This window comes from Vibrio sp. A1-b2 (assembly GCF_021726015.1).
GTDB lineage: Bacteria > Pseudomonadota > Gammaproteobacteria > Enterobacterales > Vibrionaceae > Vibrio > Vibrio diazotrophicus.
Window position 1 is genome coordinate 38,584 of the sequence record NZ_JAKKCI010000007.1, and the last position, 20,195, is coordinate 58,778.

The following is a 20,195-nucleotide window of genomic DNA, read 5'->3' on the forward strand; positions in this document are numbered from 1 at the left end:
ACAATTTGCTAAATCAATTGGCTGCATATCCCCTTGCTTTACCGCAAAAAAGCCTTATTAAATAAGCATCAATGTGTTGAAACATCTGAAATATTAGGGTGTATTTCGCTCTCTTACCTAAGGAGTACTCATGTTTCTACTCACGATTTACGTCTTGATTGCGATTGGCGTGTCGTTTATTTGTTCGATTCTTGAAGCCGTGATACTGAGTATTACGCCAAGTTATTTGGCACAGTTACGTCAACAAAATCATCCTTGCGCACAAAAACTGGAACGCCTAAAAGCCGATATTGACCAACCTCTGGCCTCAATTTTGACGCTAAACACCATTGCGCATACAGCAGGGGCTGCGGGAGCGGGCGCTCAAGCATCTGTCGTATTTGGCAGTCAGTGGCTGGGATTATTTTCAGCCATATTAACGCTCGGTATCCTTTTTCTTTCAGAAATAGTGCCTAAGACTATTGGTGCAACTTACTGGCGACAACTTGCTCCGTTTACCGCAAAGATCCTGAACTGGATGGTATTGTTGCTTTTGCCTTTCGTTTGGATGTCTAAAAAGATCACTCATGTGCTTACTCGCAACCGAACAACGCCCAAAGTTCGTGATGAGTTGTCAGCGATGGCTCAGCTCGCCAATGAGAGTGGCGAGTTTACTTCTGGTGAATCCAAAATTCTCTACAATTTATTGAACATTCAAAACGTGCCGGCAATTCAGGCAATGACACCGAGAAGAGTGCTTTTTAGAGTTGATGCCACAATGACCATCAATGAGTTTTTGTCCCAACACAAAAACACACCGTTTTCCCGACCACTGATCTATAGCGAGAACAAAGACAACATCCTTGGTTTTGTACACCGATTAGAGCTGTTTAGACTGCAACAAAAGGGAAAAGGAGAAAAGCAAATAGGTAGTGTTATGCGGCCATTGCATGTTCTGCTGAACACTATCTCTTTACCCAAGGCTTTTGAGCAAATGATCGAAAACCGTTCACAACTGGCGATGTTGGTTGACGAATATGGAACTGTTCAAGGTCTGTTAACGTTGGAGGATATTTTTGAGAATTTGATTGGTGAAGAGATTATTGATGAAGCTGACCGTACAACCAACATGCAAAAATTAGCGGTTGAACGCTGGGAGCGCTGGAAACAAGCACACCGTGTGATTGAAAGTCGCGACAATGACGAGTAACTGAGTGAGATTGCCCTTAGCGCAACTCACTAAGGGCAATATAAAAAAGAATGGTTACTTAACCCGCAAGAGATGATGCGTCTGTTGGTCAAAGTGAAAAATACGAACCTGAGATCGTTGCATATCCTCGACCTGTTCTAGCATCACGGGAGTGTAATTACGACGCTTCATCCACTGTAAAGGTTCTTGAAAACTATCTTCGTTGATAACAAAGGATTCATCTTTCAATCTCGATTCAGATATTCGAATCACCCAAATGCGCGAATGAAAATCTAACGCTCGAACAACCTTGCTACTTACTGCACTTTTCAACTGCGCTATTTTTTTAGATAGAAACATAGCTCGTAAAACCTAAACAGAGTTAGAGAGTCACACCAATATTGCTCTCGCCTTCATCACGAAGTTCTTGGCGTAAATCTTTAATTAGATTGATATCACGACCTTCCGCTTCACGCAGCGGGCGATAAATTGCCCATTGAACGTCCCATTCAGCACAAACTGCTTCGTTCTGCTTTTGGTTTTCGTTAGTGATCTCTTCACCCGTTTGAGCTTCTTCCAATTGAGCGACAGTGGTTACCGATATCTGACTGACTTCTAACATGTTTTCAAACAGGTAGTCACGGTCTAGCAAGCCGTGTAGCAAGGTAGACAAAGCCACACAAGCATCTATGGCAGGATAAACGGCATACATATCGAAATCTTCAGAGTTCGGGATGATCTCTTCTAACTTCTCTAATTGATGCTCAAAGTTCACTTTGGCCGTTTTGACTGTGAGCTGCTCCCACACGCTATCTAAAATATCGCGATATACACGGGCATGAGCAAATTCAGTATTTTCACAAAACATGGCATAGTTAGGGTACATACGCTCACACAAGCAAGCCATGAAGGTAATTTGTTGCCAAGGCTCGAACTTTTCTAGACGAACCTGTACAGGATTTTGGAGCATAAGCACTCAACCGTTGAGGAAAATAGACAGCGGAAGTGTACTGGATAACCAACGGGGAAAAAAGCCGCTCTTATGAACAATTTCACTCACAAGCTTTATATTTTGACGGAACAAAACGACGTTTATCGAGAAAACGTTGAATCATTGAAGCTTAAAGACTTAGTCATCACAGAACACAGAGAAGAAGCGTCGATACTTTTGGCTGCGCCTCCCATGGCTGCGAAATGCCTTGATGATTTCCCAAAGCTTGAATGGCTACAATCCGCTTATGCAGGTGTAGATGCTTTAACTGCCCCTCACCTTCGACAAGACTATGAGCTGACCAATGTGAAAGGCATCTTCGGCCAGCAAATATCCGAATATGTTTTAGGTTACACAATTAGCCATTTCCGTCACTTTGCAACGTATGAGAAGCAGCAAGCTCAACATCAATGGCAGCAACACTTATATCAATCCCTAGATACCAAGGTGATGCTCGTACTCGGTACTGGCTCTATCAGTTCTCACCTCTCTTCAGCAGCAGCGGCACTAGGTATCAAGGTGATAGGTGTTAACACGACGGGTATTCCTGCAAAATCGGGAAGATTTCATGATACTTACCATATCAATGAACTCGAAAGCGCCATGAAACGAGCTGATATCGTCGTTAACACCTTACCAAATACCGCAGAAACTAAAGGGCTGTTAAATGCTAAAACATTGGGCTACTGTTCAAACGCTCTGCTGTTTAATGTAGGACGCGGTGCTATTTTGATTGAAGAAGATTTGATTCCTGCTATTGAACATGGGCATATCAAACACGCCTTTCTTGATGTGTTCATCAATGAGCCACTAATACCAAAACACCCTTTCTGGCAACATAGTAGTATCACTATCACACCACATATAGCAGCCTTGAGTTTTCCACATCAGGTGGTTGAAATTTTTGCTCACAACTATCGTTTATGGAGAGATGGCTTCCAAATAGAAAATCGAATTGACTTTGACAAAGGCTACTGATGTTAGATCTTCTACTCAGGGAAATCAGAACTTGTGATGTATGTACACACTCACTTCCCTTAGGTGCAAACCCGGTTATTCAGGCTAGCAAAGAGGCTAAGTTGCTCATCATCGGGCAAGCTCCGGGAGTAAAAGTACACAAGACTTCTATTCCTTGGAATGACCCCAGTGGCAATCGACTACGAAGCTGGCTGGATATCGATAAAGAGACATTCTATAACCCAGAGAAAATTGCCATCATGCCAATGGGATTATGCTATCCCGGAAAAGGTAACAGTGGCGATTTACCGCCAAGAAAAGAATGTGCCCCACTCTGGCATCAAAGAGTGCTAGCCGAATTACCGAATATAGAAATGACCTTACTGATCGGTCAGTACGCGCAAAATTACTATCTAAAAGATAAACCCGTAAGCCTCACTGAAACCGTGCAGCAATGGCAACAGTGGGCACCGAGGTTTATACCACTTCCACATCCTTCACCTCGGAATACTCTTTGGTTAAAGAAAAACACTTGGTTTGAAGCCGAGGTTGTAGAATACATCCGCAATCATGTTCATTCTTGTATTTAGTCGTTAAGCTTACTCAACAACCTCATATCCTTTGGAACGCAGGATATTTGCAAAAGCTTGTTTGGATTCGAGCTCTCCGTGAATGAGATGAATCTGCTTAGGTTTAACCGGTATACCTTCAACAAACTTGAGTAAGTCATCACTATCTGAATGGGCAGAATAGCCCGACATAGTATGAATGTGAGCGTTTACTGACACTTCCTCTTCATCAATCCAAACTGTTTTGTTTCCTTGTTGGATACACTTACCTAGCGTCCCCTCAGCTTGGAAGCCTGCAAATATCACATCGGTTCTTTCATCAGGCAAAAGAGCTTTGAGATAATCCATAATTCTCCCGCCTTCACACATGCCAGAGGCAGCCACGACAATCGCAGGTTCTCCTGTTGAAACAAGACGATTCACCAGTTCTTGGTGCGCCTGATGGTCGCCAACTGTAATACACTGTTCAAATGCTAGTGGATGGCGATGCATTTTCAGACGTTGTTTAGCTTCTTCTCCCCAAAGACTTCTAAATTTCTGATAAGACAAAGTGACCTTTTGCGCCATGGGTGAGTCGAGGATGATAGGCAGTTTAGAATCAAGTTGATGTTCATGAATCAATTGCTCGATATCGAATAACAACTCTTGAGTTCGACCGACACTAAACGCAGGAATAAGGATTGTGCCACCATCAGACAAAGAACGATCGATGATCTCTTTTAGTTTCTGAGACCTGTGCTCTACCTCTTCGTGTTTGGCATTACCATAGGTTGTTTCAATAACCAGATAGTCTGCTTGCTTAGGTGGTACAGGATCAGGTAATAGCGGTGTATTGCTTGGACCTAAATCGCCAGAAAACACTACGAGTTCCTGATTTGGTAGCTCCACTTCTAAATATGCAGAGCCTAAGATATGACCAGCAGGATTAAATCGACAGCGGAAAGTATCGACATCAATCCAGCGATAATAATCCACCGGATAAAGTAGACGAATGATCGCTTCAATGATTGGCTTTCGAGCTTCTAACGTCAGCCCCTGCTGAATCTTAAGCCCATCATCAAGCATCAAGGGTACTAACTCAGCCGTCGCTTTAGTGCAGTAAATGGGTTTATCAAACTCTTGAGTTATCAGCCAAGGCAAGCGACCAATATGGTCTATATGTGCGTGAGTAAGCACTAACGCTTTCACGTTATCTAAAGGAAATGGTTCAGTAAGTTGCTGCGCATCAGCGCCTTGAAACATACCGCAATCAATAAGAATAGAACGGTCTCCAAACACGAGTTCGTGACAAGAACCTGTGACTGTGTTTTTACCGCCGTGGTGGATGAGTTGCATTGCCAACACTCCCTATCTTTGTCTTTAATTTCAGAGTAATACTCAAGACAAAAATGGGAAGGTTAACATCGTGAAGTTGCGGAGGAAGTCGAGTTAAACTCGATCTCCAGATCCTTTACCTGTCGCTGTTTGGATTAAATAAGTGAAATAGTTCTTCAATGACATAGTTTGAATCATCTTCTCATCCCATTCAGCCAACTTCTCAGGTGTAGACATATCAATTTCATTAACCTGAGCTAAACCTGTGACACCGGGAAGAACCTGAAAAACACCTCTAGCTTCTCTGGCATCGATAAGCTCTTTTTGATTAAAAAGACATGGTCTAGGACCAACCAAGCTCATTTCACCTTTAACCACATTAATTAATTGAGGAAGCTCATCCAACTTGGTTTTGCGTAAAAAGCTGCCGAGTTTTGTCACAGAGCTAGCACCAACCAAGTGCGTAGCGACCGACTGAGTATTTACCGGCATTGTACGAAATTTAATAAGTGTAAACGGCTTCTGATTTCTGCCTACTCGCTCTTGTCTAAATATTGGAGAGCCAGTATCAAAATACCCCAGAACGCAAATAATTAATAAAATTGGCCAAAGAAACAGTAAACCAAAAAAAGAAAACAAAAAGTCAAAAATACGGATCAAAATTTAAACCCCAAACGGCAAATAATCTGGTATCGATAGATTCTTAAACGGTTTCATATTGTATTGCTTTTTAAATAAGCATCCACCGTTTTCTGAATTCCATACTCAAATGAATAAGGTGGCTTCCACCTTAGTGTTTCTTCGGTATGTGATATATCAACTTGCAGGTTTCCGCATATTTTTTGAGATATTTGCGGCTTTCCAATCAATCGAGCTGCAAAATTTATCCATGACATTGGAATTGGTAACATTCGATTTGGTCTACCCATCGCTTTCGAGACGCTATCAAGAAGCTGAGAAGTCGACACATCATAACCATCAGAGACTAAAAATGTTTGGCCTTTAGCATTCGGATGCGTACAGCAAGTCAAGATCAGATCAACTAAGTTATCCAAGAAAACCAAACTTCTTTGATTACGAATTGCACCTAAAGGCAGAGGTAAGCCTTTTTCCACCCAACGCATCATAGAATAAAAATTGGCTTTAACTTCCGGACCATAGACTAGCGGAGGACGAATAACTACCACTTCAAGCCCTGTCTCTTTTGCGATGTCCCACAGCCCTTTTTCTGCTTCATACTTACTAAGTCCATAAGGATCAGTAGGAACTTGATTTGATTGGCTAACAAAAGGAGCATCCGAAGGTGTAAATTCACCATTCACTTTTATCGAGCTGATAAAAACAAGGCGTTTAACACCGTTCTTTGCGGCTTGACGCGCCAAATTTAGTGTTCCGAAGGTATTTACACCTCGGTAAGCATCAATTGGTGATTCTATATTTTCTTTCATTTGATGCACGCGTGCCGCACAATGAACGACACAATCAACACCTTGAAGAGCCTCTCTCCAGTCTGTGTCTTCTGATATTTCACTTTTGAAAATAGAAATATCGTCAATGCTCTTACTACGCGATTGACCTATAACAGCCCAGCCTTTAATGACGGCCATTTGGACAATCGAATGACCGACTAACCCTGATGCTCCAGTTACTAATAGTTTCAAAGTGATTCCCACGAAAGTTTAAAGTGAAAACGTGACAAAGAGTCATTGGTATGTGCAAAGTCTATCACACTGAACGCTAGCTTATCGTACTCAAGAGTTTTACAATCTGGGCGATATAAAATAATAGACTCCACATAACAACTCATCTGTTGGCGAATAATTATAAGGCAAGCTGTAGCGCAATGTTCACACCTATTCGAATTCTACTTAACGCACAACGACATAATAAACGTATTATCACTCTGATTTACGATATTTTAGCGATATTTGCCTCGCTACTTGCTGCGCATGCCTTAAGGCTGGATACACTGACTTTTGATATAGGTTCTCGAGAGTTACTCAGCATGATAACGACTGCTGTAGTGACTATTGTGTGCTTTGTGAAACTGGGAATGTACCGAGCGGTGTTGCGTTACATGATGTTACCAGCCATAGGCTATATCTTTCTATCTGTACTGATATCAGCGATTACGCTAGCTCTTAGTGGATTTTTCTTTCAAGCATTTATTCCTCGCAGCGTTCCTTTTATTTACGCAGGATTGGCAACATTAACTCTTGGAGGTCCAAGACTTTTCATCCGAACCGTATACTACCATTACTACAAAAGACAAAAACCTAATGTACTAATCTACGGAGCTGGTTCTACTGGGCGAGACTTGGCCTACTCTCTAATCCAAGGAGGTGAATATCATCCGGTAGCGATTTTGGATGACGACACCAGTAAAGTTGGCCAGATCATGTTTGGTATTCGGGTGCATCACTCTAGCGAGTTTTCGAATATTCAGTCACTCTACCAACCTGTGAAACTTTTGCTAGCCATTAACAATATCAACAAGGGAAAGCGCCTGCGTTTGGTTGAGAAGCTGTCTAGCTGGCCAATCGAAGTACAATCGGTTCCTTCAGTGGAAGATATTGCAACAGGTAAGGCACAGGCAACTGACGTACAGGATCTCGATGTAGCAGATTTATTAGGAAGAGCTCCCGTTGACCCAGATAAAGAATTATTAAGAAAGAATATCATTGGCAAGAGTGTCCTAGTAACAGGCGCTGGCGGCTCTATTGGGTCTGAGCTTTGCCGGCAGATATTGGCACAAAAACCAAAAACCTTGGTTCTTTTCGAACTTAACGAATATAACCTTTACAAAATTGACCAAGAACTAAAAAGTATTAAAGCGAACATCAAAGGTGAGACAGAAATTATTACCGCTCTCGGTTCTGTGCAAAACGAAAACCGACTGTTTAATATTATGACCACTTACCAAGTAGAGACTGTATACCACGCAGCTGCTTATAAACACGTTCCTATTGTTGAAGATAATATTGTTGAAGGTGTTCGCAATAACGTATTCGGCACGCTCTGTTGTGCTAGAGCTGCAATACGATCTGATGTCGCTAACTTTACGCTAATTTCCACTGATAAAGCTGTACGCCCGACAAATATAATGGGTACCACCAAGCGCATGGCTGAATTGGTATTGCAATCATTAGCGGACACTGACACCAAAACACTATTTACCATGGTAAGGTTTGGTAATGTATTAGGCTCTTCAGGCTCTGTTGTTCCGCTATTTAAAAAACAAATTAGAAGTGGTGGCCCAGTCACTGTTACCCATCCAGACATTATCCGCTACTTTATGCTGATCCCCGAAGCTGCACAGTTAGTTATTCAAGCGGGTGCAATGGGCCGTAATGGGCAAGTTTTCGTTCTGGATATGGGCGAGCCTGTCAAAATCGTCGATCTAGCCAAACGAATGATTCACCTCATGGGAATGAAAGAATTCTACGATGGCAACAGCGATGATGGCGATATCGAAATTAAGTTCACTGGATTGAGACCAGGCGAAAAACTGTACGAAGAGTTGTTGATTGGTGACAATGTCGAGGGTACAAGCCATAAAAAGATCATGACAGCTTCTGAAGACAAGCTTAGCTGGGAAGAGATGGAAAAGTTACTGAAAGAGCTAGATATGTGTTGCCATAGCTTCGATGTCGAATGTATTAAGCGCCTTCTGTTGGAAGCGCCAACTGGTTACTCTCCACAGCAATGAGATATTAATGAAAGTATTACAAGTATACCGAACTTGCTACCCAGAAACTAACGGTGGTGTGGAGCAAGTCATCCGATTTATCGCTTCCGGAACGAGAACATTAGGTGTTGAAACAAAGATACTGACGTTGTCTGATAATGATGCGCCCCCCTACAACTGTGAAGGCACAGAAATTATCCCAGTAAAGAAAACATTTGAGGTTTCTTCAAATGGGTTTGCTTTAAAGCTTATATCCGAGTTTAAAAAATTATCTGAGTGGGCTGATATAATCCACTATCACTACCCTTGGCCTTCAGGTGACTTAATATCGTTATTCAATACAGCTAAAAAGCCCGGTTTAGTGACTTATCATTCTGATATTGTTAAACAAAAACTCCTGAAAATTTTGTATAAACCACTCGAAATTCATTTTCTAAACCATGTAAATATAATTGTCGCAACATCACCGCAGTATGCTCAAACTAGTACCAACTTACAGAAATATAAAAATAAGGTAAGGGTAATACCACTTGCGATTGACGAAGCGACTTACCCGACACCACTGAGCAGCACTATTGAGCAGTGGCGAGATAAAGTAGGTGAAGGTTTTTTCCTTTTCGTTGGAGTTCTAAGATATTACAAAGGGTTAGATTACTTGCTAGAAGCAGCAAGAATAAACAACCTACCAGTTGTGATAGCGGGAGATGGGCCTGAAAGAGCGAAGATAGAAGATTATATTTCGAAGCACAATCTGGGCAACGTTAAACTGGTGGGTTTTATTTCCGAAGAAGATAAAGTAGCTCTCCACTTACTTTCAAAAGCATTTGTATTCCCGTCGCATTTACGTTCAGAAGCTTTTGGAATCTCACTAATTGAAGCTCAAATGTATAGCAAACCAATCATTAGTAGTGATATTGGTACAGGTTCTTCCTATGTGAATATCAATGACGAAACAGGTTTAGTTGTCCCTCCTGCTGATAGCCAAAGCTTCTCAGATGCTATGCTGCAAATTGAAAACAATGCAGATTTGTGTAAGACATTTGGCGTCAATTCACGCACACGCTTTGAACAAGAGTTCACGGCTCAACGTTATGCCCAAAGCTACGTAACGCTTTATCGCGAACTCTTAGAGTAGTAACGTTTATTTATTAGAGATAGAGTCTGCTATCTCTAATATATTCTCTACCGTTTTGCTCCATTGGTAGCGTTCAACAAATTCAATTCCCGATGCTGAAAGCATTTTTCTTTGCTCCGGTCGACAAACCAAATTAACCATTGCTTGAGAAATATCATTTTCATTTTCCGGATCGACCAAAACTGCTGAATCATCAGCAATTTCAGCAGTAGCACCTCGTGATGACGTAATCACAGGAACACCAGAGGCCATAGCTTCAACCACTGGCAAACCAAACCCTTCATAAAGAGAAGGATAAGCAAAAATCATGGCTGATCCATATAAGCGCTTTAAATCGTTATCGGAAAGGTAACCGGTAAATATCAACTGTTTACTTTCAATCAGTTCCTTGGTTTCCGCGAGCAATTCAGCATTCTTCCAACCGTGGTCACCGACCAACACCAGTGGATGTTCATCCCTTATTTCAGTTGGCATCAGCTTATATGCTAAAACAAGACGCTTTAAGTTTTTTCTAGGCTCTAAAGTAGCCACACTTAAAATAAACCGCTGATATTTTAATCCTAAACGCGCATTAATTTCAGCACATTCAGATGCTGAATAAGGCCTAAAAAACTGATCTACACCGAGATAAACCGTTGAGCTTTTATTTAAGCTTGAAGGGTAATATTGATGCATTTCTTGCAAAATATAGTCAGAGTCAACAATTACGTGATCAGACTTATCGATAGAAGACCGTATTTTGCTTGTTAGATAAGCCACCCGAGTTTCAGGATGGAACTGAGGAAAAGAAATAAATGAAAGATCATGAACCGTAGTGATGGTTCGCCCGTTGTAATCAAACGGAATAAAACTTGGCTCAAAATAGACATAATTTTGCGCAGCAAAGCGAGCAAGAGAACGCTTTGCGCGAAAAGACAACAATATATTTTTAACTTGATATGAACCCGGAATACTTCTGATTAACTCCACAACAGAGCGCTTAATCGACTTTTGCTGAGGTTGCTGATGTTCAGTTTCAATAAGAAAACTATCAGTTAGTGCTTGGAGTTGCTGTCTATCAACCGGTCGGCCATTCTGCAAACCGATGACATCGGTATCTTTTCTCAACAATTCGCGTAAAATATTGAGTGTGTAGTAACCAATGCCAGTCAGCGGTTTTCTTATCGGTGTAATATTAATCAATAATTTAGTTTGCATTGTACATATCAAGTAACGTTTGATCGATTGTAATCGTTGGCTTAAAGCCAGTTAAGAACACCAGTTTAGAATTGTCACCACCGAGAACCTTTATCTCGTTATCGCGTACAAAAGCAGGGTTCACTTTTACATTGATTTTATAGCCTGCAATATCTTCCATCTTAGAGATAATGCTTGATAGCGAAGATACATTTCCAGAGCATAAGTTCACTATTTCCGACCTTGCACTCGACTCTAACAATCTTACATAGGCTTTCGCTATATCACGTACGTCACTAAAATCACGGTAAACGTCAATATTGCCTAATTCAATTTCAGCTGCTTTTTTCTTAAAGTGAGAAACAATTTTAGGAATCAGAAACTGTTCAGCTTGTCTAGGGCCGGTGTAATTAAACGGACGCGTGATCAGCAATGGAAAATCATCAAACCAAAGTTTTGCCATATGCTCCATCGCAAGCTTACTCATTGCGTAGTGGTTAACCGGGGCTGGTACAACTAACTCGTCAATTTTCTCAATAGCGATTGGATTGCCGTAAATGTTAGCGCTACTAGCAAAAATTACCTTTTTAAAAGATATGCCGATCTCTTTTGCCATTTCTAATATGTTCAATGCGCCAAACACATTAACATCGTAAAAAGCTCTCTGATCCGCATGTCCCACAAAGGATAGCGCTGCAAGATGAATAACATAGTCAGGTTTAACTTCGACTAAGCAATTTTTAACTGATTGTTTGTCCGTTAAATCACACGCCACTTGTCCTTCTCCAGCATGCTTATAGACCAAACCAATAACTTGGTAGCCTTTTTCGGTCAGCTCTTTGGCTACGTATTTGCCAGTAAACCCATCAACACCTGTTAACAGTACTTTTTTCATAATGTCTCCTAGCATAAAAAAATAGTGGCTTTCAATATCACTACTGAAACCACTACTTAATCAACCATTAGATTGGCTTTAATTAGAATGAGAAACCTTGCTCGTTGCGACGCAAATCAGCTTTAACCATCATTGCACAAAGCTCTTCAAGTGTTGTTTTTGGCTCCCATCCAAGTTCTTTTTTCGCTTTCTCTGGGTTACCAATCAACAAGTCCACTTCCGCAGGGCGGTAGAACTTAGGATTCACTTTAACAACCACTTTACCTGTTGCTTTATCAGTGGCCGTTTCGTTCTCTTCAGAACCAGTCCATTCTAGTTCAATATCTGCTGCTTTAAATGCCATAGTGACAAAATCACGAACAGTTTCAGTACGGTTCGTTGCTAGCACAAATGTATCTGCTTTGTCAGCTTGTAGCATACGCCACATGCCTTCTACGTAATCTTTAGCAAAGCCCCAGTCACGTTTTGCATCCATATTACCTAGCTCAAGAACATCTAACTTACCAAGCTTGATCTTAGCCACTGAGTCCGTAATTTTACGAGTTACAAACTCTTGACCACGTAGTGGGGATTCATGGTTAAACAAAATACCACTAGTAGCGAAAATATCGTAAGACTCACGGTAGTTAATTACCATCCAGTGAGCATATAGTTTAGCTACGCCGTATGGACTACGTGGGTAAAACGGTGTTGTCTCTCGCTGAGGGATTTCTTGAACTTTACCAAACATTTCAGAAGTTGAAGCTTGGTAGAAGCGTATCTTAGGATTCACGATACGAATCGCCTCTAACAAGTTTACAGGACCAATACCTGTAATTTCGGCTGTAGTTAGTGGCTGGTCAAAAGACACACCAACGAAACTTTGTGCTGCTAAGTTGTATACTTCTGTTGCCTGAGTTGATTGCAGTAGGCGAATACTTGAAGAAAGATCCGTCAAATCATATTCAACTAACTCTAAGTTAGGATGATTTTTGATACCTAGCTCTTCAATACGCCAGAAATTTACTGAACTGGTACGACGGTAAGTACCATATACTTTGTAACCTTTTTCTAGCAACAACTCTGCTAAATAGGCTGCGTCTTGGCCGGTAATGCCAGTAATGATTGCAGAATTCATATTCATTCACTCATACGGTGTTGAAAAAATGGATTATTTCACAATTACATCAAATTCTGAATACTTAGAACAAAGATATTATCTAGTTTAAACCCATTAAAAATAATTAAAAATTTATACTCAATGCTATAAATCCTACACCTATAGTTCGTTCATCTGAACTAACCCCTAGAGACCGAGGTGAAATAGGATCTGGAATTGAGAACTGTATTTCTTGAGCGTCAATATCATCCAGGGTAAACTCGACACTATAAGTGTTAACATTTGGTAAAAGAACAACACTTTCCTTTACTCCACCTACAGAAATAATCATTTCCTTCCCAGTGTTAGGCCCAAATGCTTGCCCCGTAAAATTCAACACAAACTTAGAAGGCAGCTTGTTGAAAAACTCAAACCGAACTAATTTAGAATCAGACCATCTTCCCCAATCTTCTACTTGAGACAATCCACTAAGATCCTCCAAATAAGATGGTAAAGCTGCTTGATTAAATTTATAGCTATCCTCTAAGGATAGTGGGAATCGTTTGCCATGCTTATCAACATAGAAACCAACTGAATTCATTATCTGAGTATTAGACATGTTCTTGAAATTACGATAAACGCCTTTAAGATGAAAATACAAAATATATCCTCTAGGATGGACAATTTGGGGCGGCCCTAGAAGATCAGTGAGATCCTTAGATATATTGACTCCATTATTTTCGTATCCACGCAAATCTACATATAAGCCTGAAAAACCTAGTCTTTCAACAATATTGACCTGCTTACTCAATGGTTCTTTAGATAAGGACTTGAAAAACTGATCGCCTTGGCTACCTTTGATTGAAGCATAACTCCAGTGAAGCGTTCTTGAATTAATAAACCCTGAAGCTAATTGATAGTCTTCTAACCCAAACAAAGGTGGCACTTCAGGAAAAGCCATATACGGAAGCTGATAAACAGAACTACCTTGAGGTAAACTTTCTTCAATTGCTTGAACGAATAATTTATCCTCTGTGAATTTATTGCGCGTATTTTTAAGGCAAGAAACACAGGAGCTAGTTGTTTGATCCAAAATAGCAATTGGCATAACCAATATTAACATGGAAAGAAGTAAAACATATTTATAAACTCGATTTCTAATCCTATACACTACCAACTGAATAATAATGAACAATATAACAATACAAAAATAAGCTATAAAAACACTAGCTCTATTCCAACCTCGAATTGAGGGGGTAACATTGTAAGCAAATATTGAACCACCACCACCAACAGTAGACATCAATACAAAGAATAATACTAATAACGATAGGTATAATAAATCATCATAATGATTATTATCACTTTTCATACGAGTGAAAAATAATATTAAAAAGGACAATAGAAGACCTAAAGAAGCAACTATACCAAAACTCGAAGTAATATTCTCGTTAACAAGAGGGCTAGTAGAGCTATAGTAACTATTATAACTAGAGAATTGAGGAAGCCTGTGACCTTGCCTAGGGACAAGGAGTTGATGCAATTTTAAACCATAAACTTCAGATTCTAAAGGAGCCCTCTTAACAACATTTTCAAAACTATTGGAACCATTCCAACGTTCAACCAAAGCTGGTGAAATGTTTAAAGCCAAACCGAACAATAACAATGTTATGAAAATCAATGCTCTATTTAGATGCTTTACACTTCGATATCGCGCCCAGCCTAACAGCGAAGATATTCCTATAGCCATAGCTCCAAAAAAAGTGTAATACACACCGAACGAAGAAATAAATATCGAAATTAAAGTATAGGAAAGCCACTTAGTCCAGCGTACCCTAACTAAACTATTAATAGGAAACTTATACGACAAATATGCAAGGTATACATAAACCGGAACTAGAAAATAAAAGCTTAATAAGAGATGATTAATCCTATCAAAATGGTAAGGTAAAAAAGCATAAATAACAGCAGCAACAAATGAAAGCGTCTTACCAATTTTGAATGTACGTGTGACTATATAACAAGTAAAAAAAACCAAAGGAAAACCAAATATAAAATATATATTCATTGCTTTCCAGTAACTACCAGTTAATAACCCAAAAACTTTTAAAAGTAAGAAACTCCCTGAGTCAGCTATTGGATAAGCTTGGATATTTGAACCAAATGGGTAACCACTTCTGGAATTATCTAGCACCCATCCTTCTATTGCCCGCTGAGCATACCAAGATGTAAACAAGCTATCCCCACCATACACAAAAGGACCATCAAGGTAAGGCAGGATTCCAAAAACAGAACCACTTATAATTATATTCACTGAACAAAAGGTAAATATAATACCAAATATCAACACCTTCCATTCATCCAAAACAATATCTCGAAGTGATATTTTAGGTTGTATTTCTTTACTTATAAACTGTGTCGTATTCATATTCGACCTAGAAACCAAACTCATAGTTATTTAAAGTTAATACGTTCTTTTTCTATAACTAGTGGGAATTTTGAAGTTTTTGTAGCAATAAAACCAACGTATTCACCAACCAGACCTATAAAAAATAATTGTACAGATCCTAGAAAAAACATACCTATCAATATAGGTGCAGTTCCCATTGGAAAGTCATCCCAATAAACCATCTTTATAATTAAATAAGTAATGGCTATCATAAGGCTAATAAAGCTAAGAATAAAACCTGAGATGGTCGCAATATGCAATGGCACTTTGGAGTGACTACAGATTCCAAGCATAGCCATATCATACAAAGAAAGAAAATTATTTTTTGTAATACCACGATATCTTTTGGGTTGGAGGTAAGCGATCTTAGCAACGTTAAAACCGACTTCCATCAATAATCCTCTAAGATAAGGATATGGGTCTGGAATATCACGAAGAATATTAATTATCTTTTTATCATATAAGCCAAAACCATAAAAATTATTTTCCAATTTAGTCTCTGATAGTTTGGAAATTAAGTTGTAATAACATTTCCTGATAAAGAACATAGCTGGAGATTCAGCACTTTCATTCTTCACTCCTATAACAAGTTCGTTTCCATCCTCCCACTTTTTAATGAACTCTGGAATCAACTCTGGCGGATCCTGTAAATCAGAAACCATAAACAGTGTTGCGTCGCCATCGCCTTGCAATAAACCATGCTGAGGTGATCTAACTGGACCAAAATTTCTGCTGTTTACAATTATTTTTACATTATTGTCATTTAAAGCAATATTCTTTAATATATCAACCGTACTGTCAGTTGATGCATTATCGATAAAAATATGTTCATAGCAGTAACCATCTAACTTATCAAATTCATACTTAACTCTTCGATATAACTCTTCAACATTTTGTTCTTCGTTAAAACATGGACTTATAACACTTATTTTTTTCATAAAAATTCTTATCTCAATAAAACACACAAAATTAAATATACACCCAAAATTTCAATAAAACCCAGTTAACTGACACGCTTGGTATCATACATAATAACTGAGATGAATATGGGTCTATAGATAGGTTGTCAACCAATAGTTTTAATAAAAAAACATTAATTATGTATACAAAAAAATAACTCAATATAAATTTAAAAAATATACGCCATTCTTTTGCTCTTCTAAAAACTACCGATCCAAAAGTTAAATAATTAAATAATACACCCAATATTGTTGATACAAATAATGCTCCCGAATAAACAACACCTAAATATATTAAAAGCGCATAAATAAAGTAACCAAAAAAAGTATTTACCAGACCAGTTAGTGCGAAACGTATTATCTGTGCACTATATAACTTCTTAAAAATAAGACCAAAATTAGTCAACTTTATACACCTTATGTTTAATAAACTGAAACTAAAACTTCATCAATTTTACCGGAAAACTGCCGGCCACCGTATTTCCAGTTACCTAGCCATAAATGATTTTCACCCAGAACTATAGAAGTGCCTATAGCTATAGGTGCTGTTTCAACTTCTATACCATTAATGTAAAGGGTTATTCGATGATTATATAAAATAAAGTTGATCTCATTTTTAAAGTTAGGCAATAAAGAGAAACTTGCAACCTTAACCCACGCATCTCCAGTTCCAAAAGCAAGTATATATCTATCGTTATCTTTTCCCGCTGACTTTTCAATAGTGAAGCCTTTGTAGTCTCCATGATTGCTAATTATTGTAGCATAGTCTTTTTGGTCTTGAGATGGCGTCACAACTAGTTTTACACTCATACTATCTCTAAGTGCCAGAGGGGGAAATTGCACACCATCTTTTAAATCGTGGCTTTTAATACCAATATGGAAAATGTTGTTCAGATTACTAGATAGTTGTAATTCATCCTCATTTTTAAATATTATATTCGTAGACTCTCTTATTATCCTAGAATAACTACCATCAATTGAAAAAGCATCGACTGCGAACGGGAATTGATACCCAACGAAATCCCAAGTTCTTGTTTTACCCAGAGTATAACCTTTATTTTGCGCTATTTTCATAGCCTTATCGACATTATATTCCTTGGCAGATACATAAAATTCAGGTTTATTTGGTGAAAAGTATTCTTCATGTTTAGAATACACGTAAATATTATGAGTTGATATGGAGTTTATAGAATCATTTATAATAGAAAATCCGGAAACCTTTGATAAAACAACCATTCCTGATGAATCACCAGTGTCGTTAATATCAACATAAAAAAGAGGGTTTTCTTTTTTTACTTGGCATACCGACATCATATATTCATCATGGCAATTGCTACTTTTAAGTAAATGGTCTTTTTGCTTCTTATTTATATGATTCAATGAAACAACATCAATTTTTTTTCCCAAAAGTGATGCATACTCATTTTTATTATTCCAGTAGTATTCTGGTGATACAATTACGGTTGTGCCTTCAACAATAAATCTATTTATACCATTCCTAATTGAATCTTGGAAAATATCTCGAGGACTCCATATGACCTGATTTTCAACTTGAACTATGCGTTTATTATTTTCAAAGTTTATCCCTGTCAAAAATGCGCCAATAAATATAAGTAAATAGCCCCACTTACTTTTCCACTTAAAATTAGATGAAAATAATTTAACTAAAATCACTGATATAAAAAGGCTCAATCCAAAATATGCTAGATATACAGGTAAGTAAGAATCCCCTAAACTCATTGCTTGAAATTTTTTAGATAGAGATATCAATGGGAAAGGCAACGCGATCATAGATAATGACAAAATTGAAAAATCTCTAGTTATCAATTTAGAATTTTTTCTCTTACTTTGATTGATTGTTTTTTTACAGATTATCCCACTAAAAATGCATGTTAATATAAATAAAAAATTTTCCACATTAAAATAATTAATATCATACGTCTTAAATATAAAATGGGGATCGAATACATAATACGAAAATGGAAGACTTCCAAAAACTTGTGAAAAATATGTTTTTAACACTAAAAGAATGTCAGGATTAATATTATATGCGCTATCCTGACTCATACTTACTTTACTTCTAAAATAAAAGCTAAAAAAAACAAACAAAGCTGTAATTATAAGATAAGGTAGTGCTTTAGATATTGACTTAAATAAATTTCTACTTGAAATGAAATGACAAATAAAAAACAATACAAAGTAAGGGTAAAATATTTCATAGATCAAGCATCCTGTTATATAGATAATTATTGATAATAACTTATAAGATAATCTCTCGTTTAGTGATAATATTAATGACAAAAAAATCAGTAAAGCCAACAGGGGATAAGATGCATGAAATGCAAGTATGGGATCATTTCCATACCTAAATTGATAAAATATGGGTAACGTAGCAGCAGATAGTGTTGCGAGCAATCTATTTCCACCGCTTATTTTTTTAATTAAAAAAAAGTATACTGTGACACTAAGCAATATTATAGATAAGCAATAAGTTTTATATGCAATCAGACTATCAAATGTATCAAATATTGAGTATGCGATAAAAAATCCAAGTGGAAATATTCGACCTGAATTAGTAAACCATTGTTCCGCGTAAAATGCGCTAACTTCAAGCACATTTCTGTCGGTATTTAAAATTTCGCCTTTGATTTGTGAGTTTAATATATCATCAGAAAAATAGCCACTACTCAACATTGGTGATAATGCAATAAAATTTATAATCAATACTAGTATTAAAGGCATCCACCTTTTGTATATATTATCCATTTAGCGTTTAATTTTCTCTGTAAAAATTTACTGTCTTAAGTATGGAGTTATCGACTGACGTATATACATCAAGGCCTAACTCCGATTTAGCCTTACTTATATCTGGAACGTATCTGCTTATTCCAATTCCAGTTTCACCACTAACCGACACAGCTATTTCATCATTAGATATTTTTTTTGCCAAATCCAGAATTGATATTTTTTCATCAGAACCCACATTGTAAACAGCTTTGTCAGTTCCTTTAATAAGTATCGTAAATAGCCAAATAACCAAATCTGCTGCATAGAGATATGTTCTAATCGATTCACCAGAGCTATTTATTTTTATATCTTCATTTTTTAACTTATTTGAAATAAAATTCCCATATGCGTATGTCCCATCAAGAGGCAAATATGGGCCTGAGAAAGCAAAACATCTTGCGATTACTGTTTCAAATTCATCGCAATTAACCAATATTTCTTCTGATTCTTTTTTTGCACTGGAATATGCGTCATTAAGATTAAAGTTGCTATTCTCTGTAAAGTCTTCCGCCATCGCATCTAACGATAGAGGCTGAGGACCATAAGCTGCTCCGGAACTTGTATATAATATTTTTTTGCATTGAACATTTTTTGCAAAACCTATTATATGAGTTATACCATCCATAATAGTACTACGCATCAATTCTGGATTGTTCCTATTTAGCGTAGCCGAAGCATCTGTAGCAGCGTGAATGATATAATCAAATTCCTGACGAATATCCTTATAATCAAAATCTCTTACATCACCTTCTATAAAGGATATGTTAACGCTATTACACAATCGAAAATTCTTATTCTTGAACGATTCAGGATTTCTTGAAAGAACTGTCGCACTAATATTCAACTTATTATTGAAATTTAAATAGTTGATTGTTTCTAATATCCATTTACCAAAAAAACCAGTACCACCAGTAATAAATATTCTTTTGTTTGATAACATTGGAAAAATTGGTGCTAGCTTCTCTTCAATTAATTTCAAATCATCCGACAAAACATTCATTGTATTAACTTAATCTGGAACAAAATTAT

General features: G+C 37.9%; 17 protein-coding genes. 5 read left to right on the plus strand and 12 right to left on the minus strand.

Annotated features, from left to right (window positions below):
• The first annotated feature begins 130 nt into the window (after positions 1–130).
• The gene (locus L3V23_RS15115; protein WP_102966394.1) at positions 131–1,189 is read left to right on the plus strand and encodes a hemolysin family protein; all 1,059 of its coding nucleotides are present in this window, start codon (positions 131–133) and stop codon (positions 1,187–1,189) included.
• Between the two features lie 54 nt (positions 1,190–1,243).
• Here the strand turns inward: L3V23_RS15115 and L3V23_RS15120 are convergent, their stop codons facing one another.
• Both L3V23_RS15120 and L3V23_RS15125 read right to left on the minus strand, forming a co-directional pair.
• Positions 1,244–1,528, minus strand: a complete 285-nt coding sequence (locus L3V23_RS15120; protein WP_223159475.1) for a hypothetical protein — start codon at positions 1,526–1,528, stop codon at positions 1,244–1,246.
• A gap of 22 nt (positions 1,529–1,550) precedes the next feature.
• The gene (locus tag L3V23_RS15125; RefSeq protein WP_102955103.1) at positions 1,551–2,138 is read right to left on the minus strand and encodes a DUF416 family protein; all 588 of its coding nucleotides are present in this window, start codon (positions 2,136–2,138) and stop codon (positions 1,551–1,553) included.
• Positions 2,139–2,210: 72 nt separating this feature from the next.
• Between L3V23_RS15125 and L3V23_RS15130 the strand changes: the two genes are divergently transcribed.
• Together L3V23_RS15130 and L3V23_RS15135 are read left to right on the plus strand one after the other, a co-directional pair.
• Positions 2,211–3,137, plus strand: a complete 927-nt coding sequence (locus L3V23_RS15130; RefSeq protein ID WP_102966395.1) for a D-2-hydroxyacid dehydrogenase — start codon at positions 2,211–2,213, stop codon at positions 3,135–3,137.
• The gene (locus L3V23_RS15135; protein WP_237292496.1) at positions 3,134–3,706 is read left to right on the plus strand and encodes a uracil-DNA glycosylase family protein; all 573 of its coding nucleotides are present in this window, start codon (positions 3,134–3,136) and stop codon (positions 3,704–3,706) included. Before L3V23_RS15130 ends, L3V23_RS15135 begins: the two co-directional genes overlap by 4 nt.
• Before the next feature lie 9 nt (positions 3,707–3,715).
• Here L3V23_RS15135 and L3V23_RS15140 read toward each other — a convergent pair whose 3' ends face one another.
• The 3 genes from L3V23_RS15140 to L3V23_RS15150 all read right to left on the minus strand — a co-directional run bounded on the left by L3V23_RS15140 (position 3,716) and on the right by L3V23_RS15150 (position 6,660).
• Positions 3,716–5,020 (minus strand): MBL fold metallo-hydrolase, encoded by a 1,305-nt coding sequence (locus tag L3V23_RS15140; RefSeq protein WP_102966397.1) that lies wholly within the window; start codon positions 5,018–5,020, stop codon positions 3,716–3,718.
• A gap of 93 nt (positions 5,021–5,113) precedes the next feature.
• On the minus strand, positions 5,114–5,662 hold the full coding sequence (locus L3V23_RS15145; protein WP_102955107.1) for a sugar transferase: 549 nt from the start codon (positions 5,660–5,662) through the stop codon (positions 5,114–5,116).
• A gap of 50 nt (positions 5,663–5,712) precedes the next feature.
• Positions 5,713–6,660: an SDR family oxidoreductase gene (locus L3V23_RS15150; RefSeq protein ID WP_102966398.1), complete on the minus strand. Its 948-nt coding sequence runs from the start codon at positions 6,658–6,660 to the stop codon at positions 5,713–5,715.
• Between the two features lie 182 nt (positions 6,661–6,842).
• Between L3V23_RS15150 and L3V23_RS15155 the strand changes: the two genes are divergently transcribed.
• Entirely contained in the window at positions 6,843–8,708 is a 1,866-nt protein-coding gene (locus L3V23_RS15155; RefSeq protein ID WP_102966399.1) for a nucleoside-diphosphate sugar epimerase/dehydratase, read from the plus strand.
• 7 nt (positions 8,709–8,715) lie between these two features.
• Complete coding sequence (locus L3V23_RS15160) at positions 8,716–9,822, plus strand: glycosyltransferase family 4 protein (RefSeq protein ID WP_102966400.1); 1,107 nt, start codon at positions 8,716–8,718, stop codon at positions 9,820–9,822.
• Between the two features lie 6 nt (positions 9,823–9,828).
• On the opposite strand, the gene L3V23_RS15165 is transcribed toward L3V23_RS15160, so the two are convergent.
• The 7 genes from L3V23_RS15165 to L3V23_RS15195 all read right to left on the minus strand — a co-directional run bounded on the left by L3V23_RS15165 (position 9,829) and on the right by L3V23_RS15195 (position 20,166).
• Positions 9,829–11,019, minus strand: a complete 1,191-nt coding sequence (locus L3V23_RS15165) for a glycosyltransferase family 1 protein (protein ID WP_102966401.1) — start codon at positions 11,017–11,019, stop codon at positions 9,829–9,831.
• Positions 11,009–11,893: a GDP-mannose 4,6-dehydratase gene (locus tag L3V23_RS15170; protein ID WP_102966402.1), complete on the minus strand. Its 885-nt coding sequence runs from the start codon at positions 11,891–11,893 to the stop codon at positions 11,009–11,011. The genes L3V23_RS15165 and L3V23_RS15170 overlap by 11 nt, the downstream gene beginning before the upstream one ends.
• Positions 11,894–11,975: 82 nt before the next feature.
• Positions 11,976–13,010 (minus strand): GDP-mannose 4,6-dehydratase, encoded by a 1,035-nt coding sequence (gmd, locus tag L3V23_RS15175; protein ID WP_102966403.1) that lies wholly within the window; start codon positions 13,008–13,010, stop codon positions 11,976–11,978.
• A 106-nt stretch (positions 13,011–13,116) separates the two neighbouring features.
• Positions 13,117–15,399 (minus strand): sugar translocase, encoded by a 2,283-nt coding sequence (locus L3V23_RS15180; RefSeq protein WP_146029422.1) that lies wholly within the window; start codon positions 15,397–15,399, stop codon positions 13,117–13,119.
• Positions 15,400–15,425: 26 nt separating this feature from the next.
• Complete coding sequence (locus L3V23_RS15185; RefSeq protein WP_102966405.1) at positions 15,426–16,358, minus strand: glycosyltransferase family 2 protein; 933 nt, start codon at positions 16,356–16,358, stop codon at positions 15,426–15,428.
• 444 nt (positions 16,359–16,802) lie between these two features.
• On the minus strand, positions 16,803–19,145 hold the full coding sequence (locus L3V23_RS15190; RefSeq protein ID WP_102966407.1) for a LamG-like jellyroll fold domain-containing protein: 2,343 nt from the start codon (positions 19,143–19,145) through the stop codon (positions 16,803–16,805).
• Between the two features lie 7 nt (positions 19,146–19,152).
• A complete protein-coding gene (locus tag L3V23_RS15195) occupies positions 19,153–20,166 on the minus strand; it encodes an NAD(P)-dependent oxidoreductase (RefSeq protein WP_102966408.1) in 1,014 nt (337 codons plus the stop codon).
• Positions 20,167–20,195: the final 29 nt, after the last annotated feature.